This window comes from Deferrivibrio essentukiensis (assembly GCF_020480685.1).
Taxonomy (GTDB): Bacteria; Chrysiogenota; Deferribacteres; order Deferribacterales; family Deferrivibrionaceae; genus Deferrivibrio; species Deferrivibrio essentukiensis.
Genome location: NZ_JAJAFU010000018.1, coordinates 27,197 through 50,651 on the forward strand (window position 1 = coordinate 27,197; position 23,455 = coordinate 50,651).

Annotated in this window: 28 protein-coding genes and 5 tRNA genes; all 33 read right to left on the bottom strand. The window is 38.9% G+C overall.

Annotated features, from left to right (window positions below; all coding sequences use genetic code 11):
- Positions 1 to 5: 5 nt before the first annotated feature.
- The 33 genes from rplE to LF845_RS09215 all read right to left on the bottom strand — a co-directional run bounded on the left by rplE (position 6) and on the right by LF845_RS09215 (position 23,378).
- A complete protein-coding gene (gene rplE, locus LF845_RS09055; protein ID WP_242820697.1) occupies positions 6 to 548 on the bottom strand; it encodes a 50S ribosomal protein L5 in 543 nt (180 codons plus the stop codon).
- 15 nt (positions 549 to 563) lie between these two features.
- The gene (gene rplX, locus LF845_RS09060; protein ID WP_242820698.1) at positions 564 to 893 is read right to left on the bottom strand and encodes a 50S ribosomal protein L24; all 330 of its coding nucleotides are present in this window, start codon (positions 891 to 893) and stop codon (positions 564 to 566) included.
- 10 nt (positions 894 to 903) lie between these two features.
- Positions 904 to 1,272, bottom strand: a complete 369-nt coding sequence (gene rplN / locus LF845_RS09065; protein WP_242820699.1) for a 50S ribosomal protein L14 — start codon at positions 1,270 to 1,272, stop codon at positions 904 to 906.
- Positions 1,273 to 1,289: 17 nt separating this feature from the next.
- Positions 1,290 to 1,559 (bottom strand): 30S ribosomal protein S17, encoded by a 270-nt coding sequence (gene rpsQ, locus LF845_RS09070; protein WP_242820700.1) that lies wholly within the window; start codon positions 1,557 to 1,559, stop codon positions 1,290 to 1,292.
- A 1-nt stretch (position 1,560) separates the two neighbouring features.
- On the bottom strand, positions 1,561 to 1,755 hold the full coding sequence (rpmC, locus tag LF845_RS09075) for a 50S ribosomal protein L29 (RefSeq protein WP_242820701.1): 195 nt from the start codon (positions 1,753 to 1,755) through the stop codon (positions 1,561 to 1,563).
- Between the two features lie 2 nt (positions 1,756 to 1,757).
- Positions 1,758 to 2,186, bottom strand: a complete 429-nt coding sequence (rplP, locus tag LF845_RS09080; RefSeq protein ID WP_242820702.1) for a 50S ribosomal protein L16 — start codon at positions 2,184 to 2,186, stop codon at positions 1,758 to 1,760.
- 1 nt (position 2,187) lies between these two features.
- Complete coding sequence (gene rpsC, locus LF845_RS09085) at positions 2,188 to 2,844, bottom strand: 30S ribosomal protein S3 (protein ID WP_242820703.1); 657 nt, start codon at positions 2,842 to 2,844, stop codon at positions 2,188 to 2,190.
- Between the two features lie 13 nt (positions 2,845 to 2,857).
- Positions 2,858 to 3,190, bottom strand: coding sequence for a 50S ribosomal protein L22 (gene rplV, locus LF845_RS09090; protein WP_242820704.1), 333 nt, complete (start codon positions 3,188 to 3,190; stop codon positions 2,858 to 2,860).
- 9 nt (positions 3,191 to 3,199) lie between these two features.
- Positions 3,200 to 3,481 (bottom strand): 30S ribosomal protein S19, encoded by a 282-nt coding sequence (rpsS, locus tag LF845_RS09095; RefSeq protein ID WP_242820705.1) that lies wholly within the window; start codon positions 3,479 to 3,481, stop codon positions 3,200 to 3,202.
- Between the two features lie 11 nt (positions 3,482 to 3,492).
- Complete coding sequence (gene rplB / locus LF845_RS09100) at positions 3,493 to 4,317, bottom strand: 50S ribosomal protein L2 (RefSeq protein WP_242820706.1); 825 nt, start codon at positions 4,315 to 4,317, stop codon at positions 3,493 to 3,495.
- Positions 4,318 to 4,328: 11 nt separating this feature from the next.
- Positions 4,329 to 4,607: a 50S ribosomal protein L23 gene (rplW, locus tag LF845_RS09105; RefSeq protein ID WP_423220579.1), complete on the bottom strand. Its 279-nt coding sequence runs from the start codon at positions 4,605 to 4,607 to the stop codon at positions 4,329 to 4,331.
- Complete coding sequence (rplD, locus tag LF845_RS09110) at positions 4,607 to 5,233, bottom strand: 50S ribosomal protein L4 (protein ID WP_242820708.1); 627 nt, start codon at positions 5,231 to 5,233, stop codon at positions 4,607 to 4,609. The genes rplW and rplD overlap by 1 nt, the downstream gene beginning before the upstream one ends.
- A gap of 14 nt (positions 5,234 to 5,247) precedes the next feature.
- Positions 5,248 to 5,886: a 50S ribosomal protein L3 gene (gene rplC, locus LF845_RS09115; RefSeq protein ID WP_242820709.1), complete on the bottom strand. Its 639-nt coding sequence runs from the start codon at positions 5,884 to 5,886 to the stop codon at positions 5,248 to 5,250.
- Positions 5,887 to 5,900: 14 nt separating this feature from the next.
- Positions 5,901 to 6,209: a 30S ribosomal protein S10 gene (gene rpsJ, locus LF845_RS09120; protein WP_242820710.1), complete on the bottom strand. Its 309-nt coding sequence runs from the start codon at positions 6,207 to 6,209 to the stop codon at positions 5,901 to 5,903.
- A gap of 11 nt (positions 6,210 to 6,220) precedes the next feature.
- Entirely contained in the window at positions 6,221 to 7,411 is a 1,191-nt protein-coding gene (gene tuf, locus LF845_RS09125) for an elongation factor Tu (protein WP_242820711.1), read from the bottom strand.
- A 15-nt stretch (positions 7,412 to 7,426) separates the two neighbouring features.
- Positions 7,427 to 9,502, bottom strand: a complete 2,076-nt coding sequence (gene fusA, locus LF845_RS09130; protein WP_242820712.1) for an elongation factor G — start codon at positions 9,500 to 9,502, stop codon at positions 7,427 to 7,429.
- Positions 9,503 to 9,517: 15 nt separating this feature from the next.
- Positions 9,518 to 9,988: a 30S ribosomal protein S7 gene (gene rpsG, locus LF845_RS09135; protein WP_242820713.1), complete on the bottom strand. Its 471-nt coding sequence runs from the start codon at positions 9,986 to 9,988 to the stop codon at positions 9,518 to 9,520.
- 12 nt (positions 9,989 to 10,000) lie between these two features.
- Positions 10,001 to 10,372, bottom strand: a complete 372-nt coding sequence (gene rpsL, locus LF845_RS09140) for a 30S ribosomal protein S12 (protein ID WP_242820714.1) — start codon at positions 10,370 to 10,372, stop codon at positions 10,001 to 10,003.
- 129 nt (positions 10,373 to 10,501) lie between these two features.
- Positions 10,502 to 14,563, bottom strand: a complete 4,062-nt coding sequence (gene rpoC / locus LF845_RS09145) for a DNA-directed RNA polymerase subunit beta' (protein WP_242820715.1) — start codon at positions 14,561 to 14,563, stop codon at positions 10,502 to 10,504.
- Positions 14,564 to 14,580: 17 nt separating this feature from the next.
- Positions 14,581 to 18,534, bottom strand: a complete 3,954-nt coding sequence (gene rpoB, locus LF845_RS09150; protein ID WP_242820716.1) for a DNA-directed RNA polymerase subunit beta — start codon at positions 18,532 to 18,534, stop codon at positions 14,581 to 14,583.
- Between the two features lie 85 nt (positions 18,535 to 18,619).
- Positions 18,620 to 19,003, bottom strand: a complete 384-nt coding sequence (gene rplL, locus LF845_RS09155; protein ID WP_242820717.1) for a 50S ribosomal protein L7/L12 — start codon at positions 19,001 to 19,003, stop codon at positions 18,620 to 18,622.
- Positions 19,004 to 19,018: 15 nt separating this feature from the next.
- Complete coding sequence (rplJ, locus tag LF845_RS09160; protein ID WP_242820718.1) at positions 19,019 to 19,540, bottom strand: 50S ribosomal protein L10; 522 nt, start codon at positions 19,538 to 19,540, stop codon at positions 19,019 to 19,021.
- A 96-nt stretch (positions 19,541 to 19,636) separates the two neighbouring features.
- The gene (rplA, locus tag LF845_RS09165; protein WP_242820719.1) at positions 19,637 to 20,338 is read right to left on the bottom strand and encodes a 50S ribosomal protein L1; all 702 of its coding nucleotides are present in this window, start codon (positions 20,336 to 20,338) and stop codon (positions 19,637 to 19,639) included.
- A gap of 14 nt (positions 20,339 to 20,352) precedes the next feature.
- Positions 20,353 to 20,778 carry a 50S ribosomal protein L11 gene (gene rplK / locus LF845_RS09170; RefSeq protein WP_242820720.1) on the bottom strand — a complete coding sequence of 142 codons (426 nt, stop codon included), beginning with the start codon at positions 20,776 to 20,778 and terminating at the stop codon, positions 20,353 to 20,355.
- A 17-nt stretch (positions 20,779 to 20,795) separates the two neighbouring features.
- The gene (gene nusG, locus LF845_RS09175) at positions 20,796 to 21,320 is read right to left on the bottom strand and encodes a transcription termination/antitermination protein NusG (RefSeq protein WP_242820721.1); all 525 of its coding nucleotides are present in this window, start codon (positions 21,318 to 21,320) and stop codon (positions 20,796 to 20,798) included.
- 6 nt (positions 21,321 to 21,326) lie between these two features.
- On the bottom strand, positions 21,327 to 21,509 hold the full coding sequence (gene secE / locus LF845_RS09180; RefSeq protein WP_242820722.1) for a preprotein translocase subunit SecE: 183 nt from the start codon (positions 21,507 to 21,509) through the stop codon (positions 21,327 to 21,329).
- Between the two features lie 17 nt (positions 21,510 to 21,526).
- A tRNA-Trp gene (locus LF845_RS09185) sits at positions 21,527 to 21,602 on the bottom strand.
- A gap of 7 nt (positions 21,603 to 21,609) precedes the next feature.
- Positions 21,610 to 21,759: a 50S ribosomal protein L33 gene (gene rpmG, locus LF845_RS09190; RefSeq protein WP_242820723.1), complete on the bottom strand. Its 150-nt coding sequence runs from the start codon at positions 21,757 to 21,759 to the stop codon at positions 21,610 to 21,612.
- A 9-nt stretch (positions 21,760 to 21,768) separates the two neighbouring features.
- A complete protein-coding gene (tuf, locus tag LF845_RS09195; RefSeq protein ID WP_242820711.1) occupies positions 21,769 to 22,959 on the bottom strand; it encodes an elongation factor Tu in 1,191 nt (396 codons plus the stop codon).
- 24 nt (positions 22,960 to 22,983) lie between these two features.
- A tRNA-Thr gene (locus tag LF845_RS09200) sits at positions 22,984 to 23,057 on the bottom strand.
- Positions 23,058 to 23,130: 73 nt separating this feature from the next.
- Positions 23,131 to 23,204, bottom strand: a tRNA-Gly gene (locus LF845_RS09205).
- Between the two features lie 7 nt (positions 23,205 to 23,211).
- A tRNA-Tyr gene (locus LF845_RS09210) sits at positions 23,212 to 23,294 on the bottom strand.
- Positions 23,295 to 23,305: 11 nt separating this feature from the next.
- A tRNA-Thr gene (locus LF845_RS09215) sits at positions 23,306 to 23,378 on the bottom strand.
- Positions 23,379 to 23,455 lie beyond the last annotated feature (77 nt).

Below are 23,455 nucleotides of genomic sequence, written 5' to 3' on the forward strand. Positions count from 1 at the left end.
TCCTCCTAATTGTTAGCAAAAGGCATTCCTAAAGCCTTTAATAGCTCTCTTGCTTCCTCATCAGTCTTAGCTGTAGTCGTAATGATAACATCAAAGCCTCTAATCTTATCAATCTTATCATAATCGATTTCAGGGAAAACAATCTGCTCTTTAATGCCAAAAGCATAATTACCTCTGCCGTCAAAAGAGTTTGGGTTAACTCCGGCAAAGTCTCTTACCCTAGCAAGTGCAATATTAAACAATCTGTTTAAAAATTCATAGCATCTTTCTTTCCTAAGGGTAACTTTGCAGCCTATAGGCATACCTTCTCTAAGCTTAAAACCAGCTATGGACTTTTTTGCTTTGGTCACTACCGGTTTTTGCCCGGCAATAAGTTCCATATCCCTCAATGCAAATTCAAGAACTTTGGAGTTACTTGTAGCTTCACCAACTCCCATATTAAGAACAACTTTCTCAATTTTAGGTACTTCCATTATGTTCTTATACTTGAATTTTTCCATTAAGTAAGGAACAACCTCTTTTTTATATTTTTCATTCAATACTGACATATCTGTTCCTCTCTATTAATCTTTATCAATTATTTCTCCGCATGACTTGCAGAATCTTTGTTTGTTACCTGATTCCAAGACCTTGTAACCAAGCCTTACACCTTTGTCACACTTTTTACAATAGTACATTACGTTTGAAATATGTATTGGCATCTCTTTCTCAACTATTCCGCCTTCAGGATTAAGTTGATTAGGTTTAACATGCCTTTTCACTATATTTAAACCTTCAGCAAAAACTTTATCCTTTGTTCTATCAATTTTAAGAACCTTGGATGTCTTGCCTTTCTCTTTCCCACTAATAACAATAATTGGGTCATCTTTTTTAAGCTTATATTTTCTAAGCATCCATTACCTCCTAAAGAACTTCGGGTGCCATGGAGACTATTTTCAAAAAGCCTTTCGCTCTAAGATCTCTGGCTACTGGTCCAAACACCCTTGTTCCAACAGGTTCAAGGTTTTTATTTAAAATTACAGCAGCGTTATCATCAAACTTTATATAAGTTCCATCAGCACGACGCTTTTCTTTTTTAGTTCTCACAATCACAGCTTTTACTACAGCACCTTTCTTAATATTACTGTCAGGGATAGCTGACTTAACACTGGCAACGATCACATCACCAATTGAGCCATACTTTTTCTTAGAGCCACCCAGCACTTTTATACACATAATCTCTTTTGCACCGGAGTTATCCGCAACTTTCAATCTACTTTGAATCTGAATCATAGCTATTCTCCCTAAAATTAATTTCCAGCATCGCCAACTGGACGCTCAATTAATTTAACCACTCTCCAGCGCTTATGCTTACTAAGAGGCCTAGTTTCCATAATCTCAACCACATCTCCCGGCCTCAGCTCATTTGCCTCATCATGAGCCATAAATTTTTTACTGCGCTTGATAAATTTGTGATACTTTTTATGTAATTTAAGCGTTTCAACTTTAACAACAACAGTTTTGTCCATTTTGTTGCTAACAACAACACCGCGCCTAACTTTGCGATAGTTTCTTTCCATCTTATCCCTCTGCACGTTTTTCATTAATTATTGTGAGGATCCTTGCTATATCCTTCTTAGTCTTATTAATTTGTGAAACGTCTTCCAAATCACCTGTTGTCATCTTGAACTTTAGCCTGAAAAGGTTTTCTTTTAGCTCGCCGTGTTTGGCATTAAGTTCTTCAACCGACATATTTCTAAGTTCTGCAGCTTTCATATCTATTGCTCCTCAACCAAGGTGTCTTCTTTTTTTACAAACTTACACTTAATAGGCAGTTTGTGGATTGCAAGCCTGATAGCTTCCCTTGCCAATTCCTCACTTACACCCTTCACTTCGTAAAGAATTGTTCCCATTTTTACAGGAGCTACATAAAACTCAACAGCACCCTTACCTTTACCCTGACGAGTTTCAGCAGGTTTTGCAGTAATAGGCTTATGAGGGAAAATCCTGATATATACCTTACCGCCCCTTTTAAGGTATCTGTTAATAGCAATCCTGGCTGCTTCTATCTGCCTACTTGTTATCTTGCCATGCTCAAGAGCAACAATTCCGTATTCACCAAAAGCAAGAGTATTCCCTTTGGTGGCCTTCCCTTTAATTCTGCCCTTGAACTGCTTTCTATATTTCATTCTAGATGGCATTAACATCTTATTCTACCTCTAAATTTTTATTCTTATCTTCGATAATCTCGCCTTTAAATACCCATACTTTTATACCTGTCAAGCCATAGGTAGTAAGGGCTTCAGCAAAGCCGTAATCTATGTCAGCTCTAAGAGTCTGAAGAGGTACTCTACCTTTAATATACCACTCAGTCCTTGCCATATCAGCACCAGCCAATCTTCCCGCAACAGCTATCTTAATCCCCTGTGCACCTGATTTGATAGCTTGTAAAACAGCTTTTTTCATAGCTCTTCTGAAAGCCACCCTTCTCTCAAGCTGCAATGCTATATTTTCTGCAATTAACTGAGCATCTATTTCAGGTTTCTTAACCTCTTTAATACCAAGGTGCACATCTGCTTTAGTAAGCTTTTTAAGCTCACCTTTCAACTTTTCAATCTCTGCACCTTTCTTACCAATCACTATCCCTGGTCTGCTTGTATTCAAAGTAATTTTAATTTTGGACCCCATTCTCTCAATATTAATTTCAGATATACCAGCCAATTTTAGTTTATCTTTCAAATATTTTCTGATTTTGAGGTCTTCCATCAAGTTAGCAGCATACTCTTTCTTATTCGCAAACCAAACTGATTTCCAATATTTATTTATTCCTAACCTTACCCCGGTAGGATGTACTTTCTGACCCACTATTTCACCTCCACTATTCAGCTAAAACCACAGTAATATGGCTGGTTCTTTTTTTAATTGGGGTAGCTCTCCCATATGCACGAGGCGTGTATCTTTTCAAGAAAGGTCCATTATCAATCTTAATTTCAGATACCTTAAGCTTGCTTATGTCTCTGTAGTTTTGGTTTTCTTCCGCATTTGCTATGGCTGACTTAATTACAGCTGCAATCATCTTAGAAGCCTTTTTTGGAGAAAACTTCAAAATATTCATGGCTTCTTCAACATTTTTGCCTCTGACTAAATCAGCAACAGGCCTAGCTTTTCGCGGAGAAACTCTCATATATTTTCCTATTGCTGTAGCAATCATGATTTACCTCTACCTACCTTTTACTTTCTTATCGTCTTTTTTATGCCCTTTAAATGTTCTGGTAAGGGCAAATTCCCCAAGTTTATGTCCAACCATATTTTCTGTTACATAAACCGGTATAAATTTATGTCCGTTATGCACTGCAAAAGTAAGTCCTACCATTTGAGGTGTTACAGTACTTCTACGTGACCAAGTTTTTATAACCTTTTTATCACCTGTTTCAACTGCTTTATCAACCTTCTTTTGCAGATGGTCATCTATAAAAGGTCCTTTTTTTAGCGATCTAGGCACTTTTTACCCCCTTACTTACGCTTTGTAACGATATATTTATTAGAAGGCTTATTCTTCTTTCTGGTTTTGTAACCTTTGGTTGGCATACCCCATGGAGAAACAGGATGTCTACCACCACTTGTCCTACCTTCACCACCACCATGTGGGTGATCAATTGGGTTCATTGCAACCCCTCTTACAGTAGGTCTAATACCTAACCAGCGTGCCCGACCTGCCTTACCTATTTTGATATTTTCATGCTCAGGATTACTTACCTGTCCAATAGTAGCTTTGCACTCAGCAAGTACAAGTCTGATTTCTCCAGATGGTAGCCTTAAGTGGCAATAAGTCCCTTCTTTTGAAAGAAGCTGAGAGTAAGTTCCTGCTGATCTCGCCAATTGTCCACCTTTTCCAGGTCTCATTTCAACATTGTGAACAATAGTACCAACAGGGATATCTTTTAATTGCAATGAGTTGCCAGGTTTAATATCAGCTTCAGAACCTGCCAATACAGTATCGCCGACTTTTAGTCCGATAGGTGCGATAATGTATCTATACTCGCCATCTGCATAAGCCAAAAGAGCAATTCTTGCACTTCTGTTTGGATCATATTCTATTGTTCTGACTTTAGCTGGGATATTTTCTTTATCCCTTTTAAAATCTATAATCCTGTAGAGTTTTTTATGCCCGCCACCTTGGTGTCTGACAGTAATTCTACCATAATTATTTCTACCGCTCTTCTTCTTTAGGCTGGTAGTTAGCGGTTTAAAAGGTTTATCTGTGGTAACATCTTTATAGTCGTCACCTGTTCTAAACCTAACACCAGCTGAAGTTGGTTTATAGCTCTTTATACCCATATTTTTCCTCTCTAAACAAACTCAAGTTTCTGGTCATTTTCAAGAACGACTATAGCTTTTTTCCAGTCGTTACGTTTTCCAACTACCAAACCAAATCTTTTTGTTTTACCTTTAAAGTTCATAGTTCTTACTTCTTTCACTTTAACATCAAAAAGTTTTTCTACAGCAGTTTTAATAAGATGCTTATTAGCTCTTTTATCAACTGCAAACACAACATGATTAAGCTTTTCCTTAAGATCGATAGCTTTTTCAGTTATTAGTGGTTTTTTTATAACATCATAAATAGTTATCATTTGGACAATACCTCCGTTAATTTTGGCAAGCAGCTCTGGAGGATAAATATTTTGTCTGCATTAATAAGATCATAAACATTAATTCCATCAAGATGTAAAAGTTTTACTTTAGGAATATTCCTAAAAGCTCTAATTGATGAATCTTCCAATTCATCAAATACTAAAAGGACTCTTCTGTCTGCACCAAAATTTTTTAATACTTGTGCTGCTTCTTTGGTTTTACCTGTTTCCACAACCAAAGATTCCAAAAATTCAATACTACCATCCTCAATCTTTGCCCTGAAAGCTGATTTTAATGCATTTCTCATCTTTTTCTTAGGCATACTGATCGAATAATCTCTTGGTTGTGGACCAAAAATAGTCGCACCACCTCTCCATAAAGGGGATCTTATCGAACCAGCACGAGCCCTACCAGTACCTTTCTGCTTCCAAGGTTTTCTTCCACCACCTGTAATTTTAGCTCTATTTTTTGTCGCATGAGTACCTGCTCTTTTGTCAGCAAGTTGCTTTACAACTACTTCATGCATAAGCCAAGGCTTTACAGGGTAAGAGATTATAGCATCATTAATTTCAATCTCTCCAACCTTCTCATTCTTTAGGTTTTTCAATTCTACAAGAGCCATGACTACCTCTATCCTTAATTATTAGATTTTGTGCTTTTCTTTATATAGATAATACCATTCTTATGTCCTGGTACAGATCCTTTAATAAGCAGCACGTTTTTATCTGCCATTACTTTGGCAATCTTTAATCCTTGTGTAGTAACAGTTTTATTGCCCATTCTTCCAGGCATCTTTTTGCCCTTAAGGGTCTCGCCCGGAAACTCACACATACCAATTGAACCAGGTGCTCTGTGGAAATCAGAACCGTGAGAAGCAGGACCTCCGGCAAAGCCGTGTCTTTTTATAACGCCCTGAAATCCTTTACCAATACTTACACCCTGTACATCAACAAGTTCACCTTCAGTAAAAATATCTACTTTTATCTCCTGGCCAACTTCAAATTCTCCGACATTGTCTGTTCTGAATTCTTTTAAAAATTTAAAGAACTCAAGGTTATTTTTCTTAAAATGGCCAGCCATAGGCTTATTGACTTTTTTAGCCTTTAATATTTTGCCAAAACCAAGTTGCAAAGCATTATAGCCGTCAGTCTCAACTGTTTTTTTCTGAACCACTACACAAGGGCCTGCCTCAACTACTGTAACCGGGATTACAGTCCCATCGGACATAAATATCTGGGTCATTCCAACCTTTTTTCCAATTATCCCTTTAAACATCTTCAAGCCCTACCTTATAATTTTATTTCTACATCCACACCTGCAGACAACTCAAGTTTCATTAGTGCATCTATCGTCTGCGGATTGTGTTCAAAAATATCCACTAATCTTTTGTGTGTTCTAATCTCAAACTGTTCCCTACCATCCTTATCTACATGGGGAGATTTAATTATTGTAAATTTCTCAATCCTTGTAGGGAGGGGGATAGGACCGATGACTTTTGCACCGGTCCTTTTTGCTGTATTAACTATATCTCTTACGGCTTTATCCAATATTTTATAATCATAGCCTTTGAGCTTAATGCGAATTTTCTGGCTGCTCATCATACCCTCTGTTATTCTATTATTTCAGTAACTACGCCAGCACCAACTGTTCTACCACCTTCACGAATCGCAAAGCGTAATCCCTGATCCATTGCTATCGGCTGTATCAAATTAACTTCACAGCTTATATTATCTCCAGGCATTACCATCTCTACTCCCTCAGGCAATGTAACTACTCCAGTTACATCTGTCGTCCTGAAGTAAAACTGTGGTCTGTATCCACTGAAAAATGGCGTATGACGACCACCTTCTTCCTTAGTCAATATATATGCCTCACACTTAAATCTTCTATGCGGTGTAATGCTACCAGGCTTAGCCAATACCTGACCACGCTCTACCTCATCCTTCTTAATTCCTCTAAGAAGTACACCAACATTATCCCCTGCTACACCTTCATCAAGTATCTTACGGAACATCTCTACACCAGTTACTACCGTCTTCTGAGTCTCCTTAATACCTACTATCTCTACTTCATCTCCAACCTTAACTACACCCTTCTCAACTCTACCTGTTACAACTGTTCCTCTACCTGATATACTGAAAACATCCTCTATCGGCATCAAGAAAGGCTTATCAATATCTCTCTGTGGCTCAGGTACATAATCATCCAATGCCTGAACAAGCTCAAGAATCGCTCCAGCCCACTTCTCATCTGTTGGATTCTCCAACGCCTTCAATGCACTACCTTTGATAATTGGTATATCATCTCCAGGAAACTCATATGTACTCAATAAGTCCCTAATCTCAAGCTCGACAAGCTCTAAAAGCTCCTCATCATCTACCATATCTACTTTGTTCATAAATACTACAATATAAGGAACTCCTACCTGACGTGCCAAAAGTATATGCTCTCTTGTCTGTGGCATAGGACCATCTGCTGCACTTACTACCAATATAGCTCCGTCCATCTGCGCTGCACCTGTAATCATGTTCTTTACATAGTCAGCGTGACCAGGACAGTCTACGTGTGCATAGTGACGCTTCTCACTCTCATACTCAACATGCGCTGTAGCAATAGTAATACCTCTCTCACGCTCCTCAGGAGCCTTGTCAATATTACCATAATCTACAAACTCAGCCAAACCCTTATGTGCCAAAACTGAGGTAATAGCTGCTGTCAATGTAGTCTTACCATGGTCAACGTGACCTATCGTTCCTACATTAACGTGAGGTTTCTTCCTTTCGAACTTCTGCTTTGCCATAATTTCCTCCTAACTCTAACCTTTACTCTTTATTATTTCTTCAGCAATATTTGTTGGTACTTCCTCATAATGATCAAATATCATTGTATAAGTAGCTCTACCCTGAGTAAGAGATCTTAAAACTGTTGCATATCCAAACATCTCTTTCAAAGGAACATTACATCTGACAACCTGAGCATTACCGCGAGCTTCCATACCTTCAATTCTTCCTCTTCTTGAGCTCAAGTCACCCATAACGTCCCCCATATACTCATCTGGGACAACAACTTCAACTTTCATAATAGGCTCCAAAAGCACAGGATTTGCCTTCCTCATTGCCTCTTTAAAACACATCGAACCGGCAATCTTAAAAGCCATTTCAGAAGAGTCAACTTCGTGGTAAGAACCGTCATAAAGCGTAACTTTAACATCAACAACAGGGAAACCGGCTAACACACCGCTTTCACACGCTTCTTGTACACCCTTTTCAACAGCAGGTATATATTCCTTAGGAATAGTACCACCCACGATTTTGTTGACAAACTCAAAACCTTTCCCAGCTTCAAGTGGCTCAACCTCAAGCCAAACATGGCCGTACTGACCACGACCACCTGATTGCTTAATATATTTACCTTCTTGATTTACTTTCTTCTTAATCGCTTCACGGTAGGCAACCTGCGGATTACCAACATTCGCCTCTACTTTAAACTCTCTTACAAGTCTATCAACAATAATCTCAAGGTGAAGCTCACCCATACCAGAAATAATTGTCTGACCTGTTTCCTCATCAACCTTAACTCTGAAAGAAGGGTCTTCCTGAGCCAATTTGTTAAGTGCACTGGAAAGTTTTTCCTGGTCAGCTTTTGTCTTAGGCTCGATAGCAACAGATATAACAGGGTCAGGGAATTCCATAGACTCGAGAATTACGGGTTTATCTTCAGCACACAAAGTATCACCGGTAGTAGTATATTTTAAACCTACCGTCGCACAAATATCACCCGCATAAATCTCTTTAATCTCTTCCCTTTTATTAGCATGCATCTTAAGCAGACGACCAACTCTTTCTTTTTTATCTTTAGTTGAATTCAAAACATAGCTTCCTGCTTCAAGATGGCCCGAATACACCCTAAAGTAAGTTAACTGCCCCATATAAGGGTCTGTCAAAATTTTAAACGCTAATGCAGCAAATGGTGCATCATCATCAGACTCTCTAACCTCTTCTTCGCCAGTTATCGGATTGACACCTTTTATTGCAGGCACATCAAGAGGTGATGGCATATAATCAACCACTGCATCAAGTAGCGGTTGTACACCTTTATTTTTAAATGCCGTACCACAAAGCACAGGGTTAAACATCAAATTTATAGTACCTTTTCTTAATCCTGCTTTAATCTCCTCTTCAGTAAGCTCTTCACCTTCGAAATATTTTTCCATAAGAGCTTCATCTGCCTCACAAACAGTTTCAATAAGATTTTTTCTATACTCTTCTGCCTTCTCAGCTAATTCAGCAGGAATATCAACATATTCAAATTTTGCACCTAATTGGTCACCCTTCCAAGAAATTGCTTTCATCTTAACAAGATCAATTACACCCTCAAAGGAATCCTCAGCACCCCAAGGAAGCTGAATAGGAAGAGGTCTGGCACCAAGCCTATCTCTCATCATTTCAACAACATTATAAAAATCAGCACCAACTCTATCCATTTTATTTATAAAAGCAATTCGAGGAACATGATACTTGTCAGCTTGACGCCAAACTGTCTCAGACTGAGGCTCAACACCGCCAACAGCACAAAATACTGCAACGGCACCGTCCAATACCTTAAGCGATCTCTCAACCTCAATTGTAAAGTCAACGTGCCCCGGAGTATCAATGATGTTTATCCTATGATTATTCCAAAAGCACTGTGTAGTCGCAGAAGTAATAGTAATCCCTCTTTCCTTCTCCTGCTCCATCCAGTCCATAGTGGCTGCACCGTCATGGACTTCACCAATCTTATAATTTACACCTGTATAATATAAAATTCTCTCTGTAGTTGTCGTTTTTCCAGCATCAATATGGGCCATAATCCCAATATTGCGCTGCTTGTCAAGTGGGTACTTTCTTGCCACTTATTCCTCCTTAAATTACCACCTAAAATGTGCAAAAGCCTTGTTAGCTTCAGCCATCTTATGAGTATCTTCTCTCTTCTTAACAGATGCACCTTTATTAGCTGCGGCATCCATAAATTCGCCAGCAAGCCTTTCATCCATAGTCTTCTCTTTTCTAGCCCTAGATGCATTGATAATCCATCTAATTGCAAGAGCCTGCTTTCTATCAGCCCTTACCTCAATTGGCACCTGATAAGTTGCACCACCAACTCTTCTTGATTTAACTTCAAGAAGCGGCTTAACATTATCAATAGCTTTCTTAAATACTTCAATACCTTCTTCCTGAGTCTTATTCTTAATAATCTCAAGTGCAGAATAGAATATTTTCTCTGCAACAGATTTCTTGCCGTCATACATAAGAGAGTTGATAAATTTTGTCACTAAAACCTCTCCATATAAAGGATCAGGCAAAACCTCTCTTTTTTTAGCTACTCTTCTTCTAGCCATATCTTATTTCTCCTACTTTGGTCTTTTAGCCCCGTATTTAGAGCGACTTTTTTTCCTATTCTGTACCCCGCCAGCATCAAGCGTTCCACGAATAATCTTATAACGAACACCAGGTAAGTCTTTTACCCTACCACCTCTCACCAATACAACAGAGTGTTCCTGCAAATTGTGTCCGATTCCAGGAATATATGCAGTAACCTCTACTCCATTTGTTAACCTTACCCTGGCAACTTTCCTAAGAGCAGAGTTTGGTTTCTTTGGTGTGGTAGTATATACCCTAACACAAACACCTCTTTTCTGAGGATTTTCCTTAAGAGCAGGCGATTTTGTTTTACTCTCCACCACAGCTCTACCTTTCCTAACAAGTTGGTTCAACGTTGGCACCTAGCACCTCCAAATTTATATAAAAGTACAAAACAATACTCTCCAAAATGAGCATCAGATATTATCAGCGCTTTTATTACATGTCAAGTTTTTATTTTGTCAAAAAAAGGGGGTTGCCCCCCTGAATTGTTAACTATTTTTCAGAAATCTGAATTTTTCAGATTGGATTCTGTCGGTCCCCGTACCGGCAGGAATGAGCTTACCCATAATCACATTTTCCTTAAGGCCCCTTAAGTGGTCTATCTTTCCGGTACATGCCGCATCAGTAAGAATCCTTGTTGTTTCCTGGAAACTTGCAGCGGAGATAAAGCTTTCAGTATTAAGTGCAGCCTTTGTTATACCCTGCAAAATTGGTCTACCTTTTGGAGGGATACCACCTTCAGCAATTATCTTCTGCTGTACTTTAATAAACTCTGATTTATACACTTCTTCATTAGGCATAAAGTCAGAATCTCCAACCTCTTCTATAATTACTTTTTTAAGCATCTGTCTAACAATTACTTCTATATGTTTGTCATTAATAGATACACCCTGCTTTTTGTAAACTTCCTGAATTTCATTTACAAGGTACTTTTGCAATTCATCTTCACCCAAAATACTCAAAATGTCATGAGGATTAACAAGTCCATCAACAAGGGCTTCACCTGCTTTAACTCTATCCCCGTCACGAACATTGATATATTTCTGAACAGAAATATTGTAACTTTTCTTGTCCCCTGTTTCCTCATTTACTATAGTAACTTTTCTAATACCTCTGGCTGTATTTTCTATCGAAACCACACCGTCAATTTCTGCAATGACAGCTGGCTCTTTCGGTTTTCTGGCTTCAAATAACTCAGCAACACGAGGAAGACCTACTGTAATATCTTTGGTTTTTTGTGTCTCCATTGGAATTTTTGCTATAATATCACCAGGGTAAACTTCAGCTCCCTCTTCAACCGTAATAATAGCTCCAACAGGAAGTATATACCTTTGAACAGTTTTATTGCTTTCATCCTTAATTGATACACGTGGCTGCTTTTTATCTCTCGTATTGCTAATAATTACTTTTTGAGCAAGTCCTGTAATAGGGTCGATATCTTCTTTAAGTGTTTCACCCTCAATAATATCACCAAAGGCAACTTTACCCTGATATTCTGTCATTATCACAGCAGCATAAGGATCCCATTCTGCCAAAATGGTACCCTGCTTAATTTCCTGCCCATCTTCTACAAGCAGCTTTGTACCGTATGAAATATTATATTTTTCAATAGATCTGCCATCTTTATCTACAATTTTAAGAACACCATTCCTGTTAAGAACGACATTTTGTCCAAGTCTATTCTTTACATATTTTACTTCTTCAAACTTTGCCACACCGCCAAGTTTGGCAATAAGGCTTGACTCTTCAGCAGTAGCTGAAGCAGCACCACCAATGTGGAATGTTCTCATTGTGAGCTGAGTACCAGGCTCACCAATTGACTGTGCAGCCATAATACCTACAGCTTCACCTGTTTCTATTTCCCTTTTTGTTGATAAATCTAAACCATAACAGTGCTTACAAACTCCATACTCCATTTCACAAGTAAGAACTGAACGAACTTTTACTCTATCGATACCGGCTTTTTCAATCTTTTTAACTTCATCCTCTAAAAGTAGAGTATTTGCCTCTACCAAAAGCTCATCAGTAATTGGGTCATAAATATCTTCAAGAGCGTACCTACCGTAGATCCTTTCACCAAGACTTTCTATTACATCTGTACCTTCCAAAAGTGCTGTTATTTCAACGCCTTTGATTGTTCCACAGTCCTCTGCCGATATAATAACGTCTTGAGCTACATCGACTAACCTTCTGGTCAAGTAACCGGCATTTGCAGTTTTAAGAGCAGTATCTGCAAGACCTTTCCTTGCACCGTGAGTAGAAATAAAGTACTGCAAAACTGTTAGTCCATCTCTAAAATTTGCAGTAATCGGAGTTTCAATAATCTCACCGGAAGGCTTAGCCATCAAACCCCTCATACCGGCAAGCTGACTAATCTGAGCCTTACTACCCCTTGCACCGGAGTGAGCCATCACATAAATAGGATTATAATACTTATCCCTTTTATTAGTAGCACTCTTATCACCACCCATGCTCTCAAGACCTTTCATCAGGTAGTCAGTGATGGTATCATTAGCCTTTGACCATATATCAATTATCTGGTTGTATCTTTCACCTGCAGTTAAAGCACCTTCCCTGTAGTGTTCTTCTATATCCCTTACTGCCTTTGTTGCCTCTTCAATAATTTTTGTTTTTTCTGCAGGGATTACAAGGTCATCAATACATATTGAGAAACCTGCCTTAGCTGCATAACTGAACCCTAAATTCTTAATACTATCAAGAAATTTAACTGTCTGATAATTACCGAGTTTATTATAAATATATTCTACCAGCTTAACCAAATCTTTTTTACCGAGAATCTGATTTATCTTATCAAACTCTACACCTTCAGGAACATGGTTAAAGAGAATAACTCTACCAGTTACGGTATCATAAATTTTACCATTAATCCTAACCTTAATCTCAGCATGTAAATCAAGTTGCCCTTGATCGTACGCTATGATAACTTCCTCAGGGCTTGCGTAAGTTTTACCACATCCTTTGGCATTTTTCATACCTCTGGTGAGATAGTAAATTCCAAGAACCATATCCTGAGTAGGTACCGCTAATGGTTTACCGTTTGCAGGTGACAAAATATTATATGCAGAAAGCATCAAAGTCCTTGCCTCAAGTTGAGCTTCCACAGAAAGAGGCACGTGAACAGCCATCTGGTCCCCATCAAAGTCAGCATTAAATGCAGGACAAACAAGTGGGTGTAGCTGTATAGCTTTACCTTCTATAAGTTTAGGCTCAAATGCCTGGATACCTAACCTGTGAAGAGTAGGCGCCCTGTTTAGCAATACCGGATGCTCTTGAATAACCTCTTCCAAAACATCCCACACTTCTGGTCTCTGCTCTTCAACCATTCTTTTGGCTTGTTTAATTGTAGTTGCTATCCCTTTTTCTTTTTCAAGCTTGTAATAAATAAAAGGCTTGAAAAGCTCCAGAGCCATAAGCTTAGGGATACCGCACTGATGCATCTCAAGGGTAGGACCGGCGACAATTACAGAACGACCTGAATAGTCAACCCTTTTACCGAGAAGGTTTTGTCTGAATCTACCCTGCTTACCTTTAATCATATCACTTAATGATTTAAGTGGACGCTTATTTGAACCTCTAATAACCCTTCCACGCCTTCCATTATCAAAAAGTGCGTCCACTGACTCTTGAAGCATCCTTTTTTCATTTCTAATAATAATTTCAGGAGCATTCAACTCAATCAGTTTTCTAAGACGGTTATTTCTATTAATAACCCTTCTATATAAATCATTTAAATCACTTGTAGCAAACCTTCCTCCGTCAAGAGGGACAAGAGGTCTAAGCTCAGGTGGAATTACCGGAATCACATCCAAAACCATCCATTCAGGCTTGTTACCACTTCTCCTGAACGATTCTAAAACTCTTAGCCTTTTTGCAATTTTGAGTTTCTTTTGAACACTATTAGTTTCCTTAAGCTCAGTTTTAAGCTCCAAAATTGTCAAGTCTATATCTACTTTCTTTATAAGTTCTTTAATGGCCTCTGCACCCATCTTCGCAACAAAAGCATTTGGGCCATACTCTTCAACAAGCTTTCTATACCTTTCTTCACTTAAAAGTTCCCTTTCTTTGAGAGGTGTAGATTTAGGGTCAATTACTATATATGATTCAAAATATGTCACTCTCTCAATATCTTTGATATTTAAATCTAAGACAGCACCTATCCTACTTGGGCTACCTTTAAAAAACCATATATGCACAACAGGTGAAGCAAGCTCTATATGCCCCATCCTCTCTCTTCTAACTTTAGACTGGATTACCTCAACACCACATTTTTCACAAACAATGCCTCTGTGTTTCATCCTTTTATATTTCCCACAAAGACATTCCCAGTCTTTTACAGGTCCAAATATTTTGGCACAAAACAAGCCATCCCTTTCAGGCTTGAATGTCCTGTAATTAATCGTTTCAGGTTTAGTAACCTCTCCATTAGACCAGCTTCTAATCTTATCAGGAGAAGCGATTTTTATTCTTATGGCATCAAAGAAAACTGGGCCTTTTTCATCCTTAAATGGATTAACTCTAACAGTTGACACGTAGCCCTCCAAATATATTATTCTTCATTATTTTCTTCATTTTTTAAATCTTCCTTGGTCAAAAGTTCAACATCAAGACCAAGACCTTGGAGCTCTTTTATAAGTACATTAAAGGATTCAGGCATACTTGCCTTAAAACTCAAGTTACCGTTTACTATAGACTCATACACCTTTGTCCTACCTTCAACATCATCAGATTTAACAGTCAACATCTCTTGTAAAATATGTGATGCACCGTAAGCCTCAAGTGCCCAAACCTCCATCTCACCAAGTCTCTGACCACCAAACTGAGCTTTACCTCCAAGCGGTTGCTGAGTTACAAGTGAGTATGGCCCGGTAGACCTTGCGTGAATTTTGGTTTCAACAAGGTGGTGAAGTTTCAACATGTACATAACACCAACGGTAACTTCTCTATCAAAAGGCTCTCCCGTCCTACCATCGTATAGAATAGTCTGACCATCTTCATTAAAGCCTGCCTTTTTGAGCAGTTCTTTGATATCGCTCTCTTTAGCTCCATCAAAGACAGGAGTAGCTACATGCAAGCCGAGAGCTTTTGCAGCCCATCCAAGATGTGTTTCAAGTACCTGCCCAACGTTCATCCTTGAAGGAACGCCCAACGGGTTTAAAACTATCTCAACAGGCGTACCATCAGGAAGATACGGCATGTCAGCTTCAGGAAGTACTCTTGAAATAACACCTTTGTTACCGTGACGACCTGCCATCTTATCACCAACCATCAACTTTCTCTTGATTGCGATAAAGACCCTAACCGACTTTAAAACACCGGCCGGCAGTTCATCACCCTTTTCTATCTTATTTCTTTTATCTTTAAAGTTTTCTTCAGCTCTTTTTACCCTTTCAAAATAGATCACATTTATTTTTGCTATTTTGTCTTCAATTTCACTTTTGTTCTCTACAGGAAGAAGTATTAAGTCCGAATAATTTAGATTAAGCAATGTATCTTCATCTAAAACCGTCCCTGATTTTAAGACTCCATTATCAGTTTCATAGTCTTCAATTAGCTTTCTATCCTTCAAAAGAGAGATAATTTTTTTCTTTCTTCCAATCTCTATAGCTTCAAGCTCTTTTTTGTGCCCCTCTTTTAGCCTTTCATATTCTGATTTTTCAATCTGCTCAGTACGCTCATCCTTCTCAATACCACGCCTTGTCATTACTTGCACATCAACAACAGTACCATTAACTCCAGGTGGCACTCTTAGAGAAGCATCTTTTACATCTCCGGCTTTCTCGCCAAATATTGCTCTAAGAAGTTTTTCTTCAGGAGTAGCCTGAGATTCACCCTTAGGTGTTACCTTACCGACTAAAATATCCCCTTCAGAAACCTTGGCACCAATTCTAATGATACCACTTTCATCAAGGTCTTTTACAGCCTCTTCACTAACATTAGGAATATCCCTTGTTATCTCTTCAGGTCCTAATTTGGTATCCCTTGCTTCTATTTCATACTCTTCAATATGAATTGAAGTAAAGGCATCTTCCTTAACCAGTTTCTGAGAAACAAGTATAGAGTCCTCGTAGTTATATCCCATCCAAGGCATGAAGGCCACCACGATATTTTTACCAAGTGCAAGCTCACCCATGTCTGTAGATGGTCCATCTGCAATAGGCTGCCCTTTTTCGACAAAACTCCCCTTCTTAACAATCGGTTTGTAATTTATACAAGTTTCTTGGTTAGTTCTTCTATATTTATCAAGGTCATATACATCTATTCCAAATTGTCCATCCTTCTCAAATCTGATAACAATTCTCATAGAGTCAACATATTCCACATAACCAGCGTTTTTAGCAACTATTGCCGCACCTGAATCAACTGCAACCTTTTTCTCAAGCCCCGTCCCTACAATCGGAGCACTCGTCTTGATAAGCGGTACAGCTTGACGCTGCATGTTAGAACCCATCAATGCCCTGTTTGCATCATCATGTTCCAAAAATGGAATAAGTGCCGTAGATACAGATACAATCTGCATTGGAGCAACGTCCATATAGTTGATAAGCTCTTTCGGTGCAGACAAAGACTCACCTTTATGTCTTGCTGCAATATAGTCTTTAACAAATCTACTATCTTCATCAAGCAATGCGTTTGCCTGAGCAATATAATAATCCTCTTCCTCAATAGCAGACATGTACACTACTTCATCAGTTACTCTTCCATCAACTACCTTTCTATATGGTGTTTCTATAAAACCAAACTCATTTATCCTTGCATAAGTAGTCAACGAAGTAATAAGACCGATATTTGGTCCTTCAGGAGTTTCAATAGGACATAGCCTACCGTAACTTGAAGTATGAACGTCCCTTACCTCAAAGCCTGCTCTCTCTCTGTTTAAACCACCGGGTCCAAGGGCAGACAATCTTCTTTTGTGAGTAACCTCACTAAGAGGGTTAGTCTGATCCATAAATTGTGATAATTGATAACTTCCGAAAAACTCTTTAATTGAAGCTGATAAAGGTTTTGAATTGAGCAAGTCTTGTGGAGTAAGTTCTTCAATCTCATGAATACTCATTCTTTCACGAACAGTCTTCTCCATCCTTGCAAGACCTATTCTTATGTGGTTTTGAAGCTGCTCACCCACAGCCCTTACCCTTCTATGACCAAGGTGGTCTATATCATCTACGTTATCAAGACCAAGCCTTATGTTATTTAAAACTCTCACAGTTTCAACAATATCCTCTTTTGTAAGAGTAGTTGTTTCAAGGGGGACATCAAGCTTGAGTCTTTTATTTATTTTTAATCTTCCGACTTTTGAAAGGTCATAACGTCTGTCATTAAAAAACAGGTTTTCAAAAAGTGCGGTGGCTGTTTCTATAGTAGCAGGCTCACCGGGTCTGAGTTTTTTGTAGATTTCGATTAACGCCTCTTCTTGAGAGCTAACCTTATCCATACTCAAGACATCCCTAATAGCACTGTCACTATTTTGCCTATCAATAAACAATACTTTAAAAGATTTAATCCCCGAATCGATAATCTTTTCTAAAAGTTCTTCAGAAAGAGATGTGTTTGACTCGCAAATTACTTCACCGTTTTCATCCATGATATCATCAGCTATAAATGTTTCCTGAAGATCCTGAAATGTAATCGGATAATCTTTTATTTCAGCTTTGACAAGCCTCTTTCTTGCAGCCTTTGTTATCTTATGCCCTGCTTTTACTACGACATTCCCTTCCGTATCGGAAATATCCATACTGTTTCTTCTACCTACAATCTTCTCAGGGTCAAATTCTTTATATAGCTCATCCCCTTTGATAATTACGGTTTCAGTTTCGTAGTATGTTTTTAATATATCTTGATCTGTCAGCCCAAGTGCTTTCAAAAGGACAGTAACAGGAATCTTTCTCTTTTTATCAATACGAACATACATTATGTTCTTGGTATCAAACTCAAAATCTATCCATGAACCTCTGTAAGGAATAATTCTCGCACTGTAAATATGCTTTTCAACAACACTCTTGCCTGCTGTTGTATCCTCAAAGAATATCCCAGGTGATCTATGCAGCTGGTTAACGATAACCCTCTCCACACCATTTATTACAAATGTACCCCTGTCAGTCATAAGTGGGATGTCACAAATATAGACATCTGACTCCTTGGCTGAAAGGACACTTTTTTCACCTGTTTCTTCATCTATATCATAATTTACAAGTCTTACCTTTATTTTTACCGGAGCTGCAAATGTCGCTTTTCTTTCTATTGCCTCTCTGGCTGAGTATTTAGGTTTCTCTATTGTATAGCTTACATATTCAAGAATTGAAGTCTCATTGAAATCAGTAATGGGAAATATCTCTGTAAACACCTGCTCAAGCCCTTTCAGCTCACGTTTATCAGGTGCAACTTCAGCCTGTAAAAAATCTCTGTATGAGTTTTTTTGGACCTCAACCAGATCTGGTAGGTCAATAACGTGTTTTATTTTTGAAAAATTTAATCTACTCTTGGGAATTAAGGATTTATTCATGCTTTCCACCCGCCGGAAATATTTTAAACGGAAAATAGGAGGCGTAGTGCCTCCTACAAAAACTACAACTTATTAATATCTTAAATTACTTAATTTCAACTGAAGCGCCAGCTTCTTCAAGCTTAGCCTTAATCTGCTCAGCTTCTTCTTTCTTGATACCTTCTTTAACTGGTTTTGGAGCTTCGTCAACTAATGCCTTGGCCTCTTTTAATCCAAGTCCAGTAAGCTCTCTTACAACTTTGATAACCTGAACTTTCTTATCGCCACCACTTGTTAAGATAACGTCAAATTCAGTTTTTTCTTCAGCAGCTTCAGCGCCACCAGCTGCAGGAGCAGCACCAGCAACCATAGCAACAGGAGCAGCAGCAGAAACACCAAACTTATCTTCAAGCTCCTTTACAAATTCAGCCAACTGAATAACAGTCATATTTTCGATAAATTCAATTACTTGTTCTTTAGTTATGGACATAGTAAATATCCTCCATTAATTATTTTCTTTCTTATCTTTAATTGCATTAAGTACATTAAGCAGACTTCTTGGTATGTTTGCAAGAAGTGAAACAAAGTTTCTTGTAGGTGCTGACATAGAGCCAAGCATCTTCGCAAGAAGCTCCTCTCTTGAAGGCAAATCAGCAAGAGCAATTACATCCTCTTTACTTAAGGCAGTACCTTCAAAATATCCGGCTTTTATGTCGAAATTTTTGTAATCTTTTGCATATTTTTTGAATTCCTTCGCAACAGATGCAGGATCTCCAAAAACAATTGCACAGGCAGTTGGTTCAACAAGGTATTCATCAAGCCCTTCAATGTTGTTATTTTTAAGGGCAAGCTTTAATAGTCTATTTTTAACAACTCTAAAGTCGTGTCCGCTGGACTTGATAGAGTTGCGAACGTTACTAAGCTCTGTATATGTCATCCCTTTATATGAAGCAAGAAACAGGGCTGACATTTCAGAGGTTTTCTCAGTGAGTTCTTGGACGAGTTTTTCCTTGTCACTCTTTTTCAAATTTTCCTCCTTAAACTCCGGCTTATATATCAAAACCGGTTTCCACAGGATTTACGCTTAACAGCACCTGCTTCTCCAACCAGAGTTTAGTCCTTTTTAGATAAGTGCTACAGCTTTTTGCTGGTCTACTTTAACACCAGGGCCCATTGTAGTGGAAATTGTGATACTTCTTATATACTGCCCTTTAGCTGAAGCAGGTTTTGCCTTGACCAGCGACTCAAGCAAAACCATAAAGTTTTCAACAAGCTTTTTTGTTTCAAAACTTTTCTTTCCAACAGGTGCATGAACTATACCAGCCTTGTCAACTCTGTACTGAATCATACCTGCCTTCAAATCAGTAACAACTTTTTTAACATCATTTGTAACTGTACCTACCTTTGGGTTAGGCATAAGACCTCTTGGTCCTAAAACTTTTCCCAACTTACCAACTTCCGCCATCATATCTGGCGTTGCAACTACCTTGTCAAAGTCAAACCAACCACCTTGGATCTTACTAACAAGATCACTGTCACCGACATAATCAGCCCCTGCCTCTTGAGCTTCTTTTGCCTTGTCACCTTTTGCAAAAACCAACACTTTTACCTGCTTTCCTGTACCATGCGGTAGGGTTACCGAACCCCTAACCATCTGATCAGCATGTCTTGGATCTACTCCAAGCTTTATTGCCGCATCAACAGTTTCATCAAACTTTGCATAAGCCGTATTTTTAGCTATCTCTATCGCTTCTTCAAGCTCATAAAGCTTAAGTCTGTCAATTTTAGCGATAGCTTCTTTATATTTCTTACCTCTTCTTGGCATCTTTACCCTCTCATTTACATTTCTACTTCTATGCCCATGCTGCGGGCAGAGCCGGCTACTATTTTCATAGCCTGTTCAATGTCTTTAGTATTTAAGTCCGGCAACTTAATCTCTGCAATCTTCTTAAGTTGCTCTTTAGTCAATTTCCCAACTTTTTGTTTGTTAGGATTACTTGAACCGCTCTGAATACTAAGCTCCTTTTTAATAAGGTTAGTAACCGGCGGAGTTTTTGTTATAAATGTAAAAGATCTATCTTCAAAAACTGTAATAATAACAGGGATAACCATATCACCCATATTTTGTGTTGCAGCATTAAACTGCTTACAAAATTCCATAATATTAACCCCTCTCTGACCCAATGCAGGACCAACAGGAGGTGCAGGATTTGCCTTACCTGCAGGAATTTGTAATTTTATTTGACCCATTACCTTCTTAGCCATTTATTTTCCTCCAAAATCTATCCAACTCTTTTAATTTGCAGATAGTCAAGCTCAATAGGAGTCTGTCTCCCGAATATACTGACTATAACTCTAACCTTTTCTTTCTCAGGATTAACCTCATCCACAACACCATTAAAACCGCTGAAAGGTCCATCTATTACCTCAACAGTATCCCCTTTCATATATTTCGAAGCCATTCTTGGTGCCTGGGATTTTGCAAGGTCAATCATTGCCTTAACATCTTCCTCAGGAATAGGGACAGGATTTATTCCACCCACAAAACCGGTAACCTTAGGAATAGACTTAACCTTATGCCAATTTGTAGTGTTCATCTCCATATGCACAAGAATATAACCAGGGAAAGTTTTCTTTTTACTAATCTTTTTCTTCCCTTTCTTGAGCTCAACAACATCCTCGGTTGGTATAAGAATATCATCTATCTGGTCTTCAAGATGCTCATTCTTAATACGCTCCTCTAAGAGCTGTTTTACCCTTTTTTCAAAACCTGAGTAAGTGTGAACTACATACCAATTCTTCGACATCTTTTATTAACCTACGATAAACTGTATAATTTTAGAGAGCCCGATATCGACAATACCTATAAAAACAGATATCAAAATAACGAGAACAAGGACAACCACAGTCGTACCAATTGTCTCTTCCTTACCAGCCCATGTTACCTTCTGAAGCTCTTCTTTAACTTCTTTTAAAAAAGTGCCGACATTTGCCACATTAATCCCCTATAAAATGGCAGGCCAGGAGGGACTCGAACCCCCAGCCCCCGGTTTTGGAGACCGGTGCTCTGCCAATTGAGCTACTGGCCTACTTTATTTATTTTGTTTCCTTATGCAAAGTATGTGTCCTGCAATGTTTGCAAAACTTTTTAAATTCCAACTTACCAGTTGTAGTCTTTTTATTTTTTGTTGTAGTGTAATTTCTGTTTTTACACTCGCCACAAGCTAAAATTACTATATCTCTCATTTAAGACACCTATTCTATTATTTCAGTAACTACGCCAGCACCAACTGTTCTACCACCTTCACGAATCGCAAAGCGTAATCCCTGATCCATTGCTATCGGCTGTATCAAATTAACTTCACAGCTTATATTATCTCCAGGCATTACCATCTCTACTCCCTCAGGCAATGTAACTACTCCAGTTACATCTGTCGTCCTGAAGTAAAACTGTGGTCTGTATCCACTGAAAAATGGCGTATGACGACCACCTTCTTCCTTAGTCAATATATATGCCTCACACTTAAATCTTCTATGCGGTGTAATGCTACCAGGCTTAGCCAATACCTGACCACGCTCTACCTCATCCTTCTTAATTCCTCTAAGAAGTACACCAACATTATCCCCTGCTACACCTTCATCAAGTATCTTACGGAACATCTCTACACCAGTTACTACCGTCTTCTGAGTCTCCTTAATACCTACTATCTCTACTTCATCTCCAACCTTAACTACACCCTTCTCAACTCTACCTGTTACAACTGTTCCTCTACCTGATATACTGAAAACATCCTCTATCGGCATCAAGAAAGGCTTATCAATATCTCTCTGTGGCTCAGGTACATAATCATCCAATGCCTGAACAAGCTCAAGAATCGCTCCAGCCCACTTCTCATCTGTTGGATTCTCCAACGCCTTCAATGCACTACCTTTGATAATTGGTATATCATCTCCAGGAAACTCATATGTACTCAATAAGTCCCTAATCTCAAGCTCGACAAGCTCTAAAAGCTCCTCATCATCTACCATATCTACTTTGTTCATAAATACTACAATATAAGGAACTCCTACCTGACGTGCCAAAAGTATATGCTCTCTTGTCTGTGGCATAGGACCATCTGCTGCACTTACTACCAATATAGCTCCGTCCATCTGCGCTGCACCTGTAATCATGTTCTTTACATAGTCAGCGTGACCAGGACAGTCTACGTGTGCATAGTGACGCTTCTCACTCTCATACTCAACATGCGCTGTAGCAATAGTAATACCTCTCTCACGCTCCTCAGGAGCCTTGTCAATATTACCATAATCTACAAACTCAGCCAAACCCTTATGTGCCAAAACTGAGGTAATAGCTGCTGTCAATGTAGTCTTACCATGGTCAACGTGACCTATCGTCCCTACATTAACGTGAGGTTTCTTCCTTTCGAACTTCTGCTTTGCCATAGTTCTCCCTCCGACTTTGATTTAAGCCCATGACCGGAATTGAACCGGTGACCTCGTCCTTACCAAGGACGCGCTCTAACCGACTGAGCCACATGGGCGTTTTATATACAAAAAAGCAGACGAAGACTACCTGTCTCTTCGTCCTTATTTTTGGTCCCCTATAAAAAATTAAGCGGGTAACGGGACTTGAACCCGTGACCCTCAGCTTGGAAGGCTGATGCTCTAGCCAACTGAGCTACACCCGCAAAAAAATGGGGAGAGGAGGATTCGAACCTCCGAAGGCAATCGCCGGCAGATTTACAGTCTGCTCCCTTTGGCCGCTCGGGCATCTCCCCAAAAAAATTAAAGCTGGCGAAGGGAATTGAACCCCCAACCTGCTGATTACAAGTCAGCTGCTCTACCGATTGAGCTACGCCAGCCTAATCGCCTCTACTTGAGGCGGATGTGGATATTAATAAAATATCTTTTCCATGTCAAGCTTTTTTTTATTTTTTTT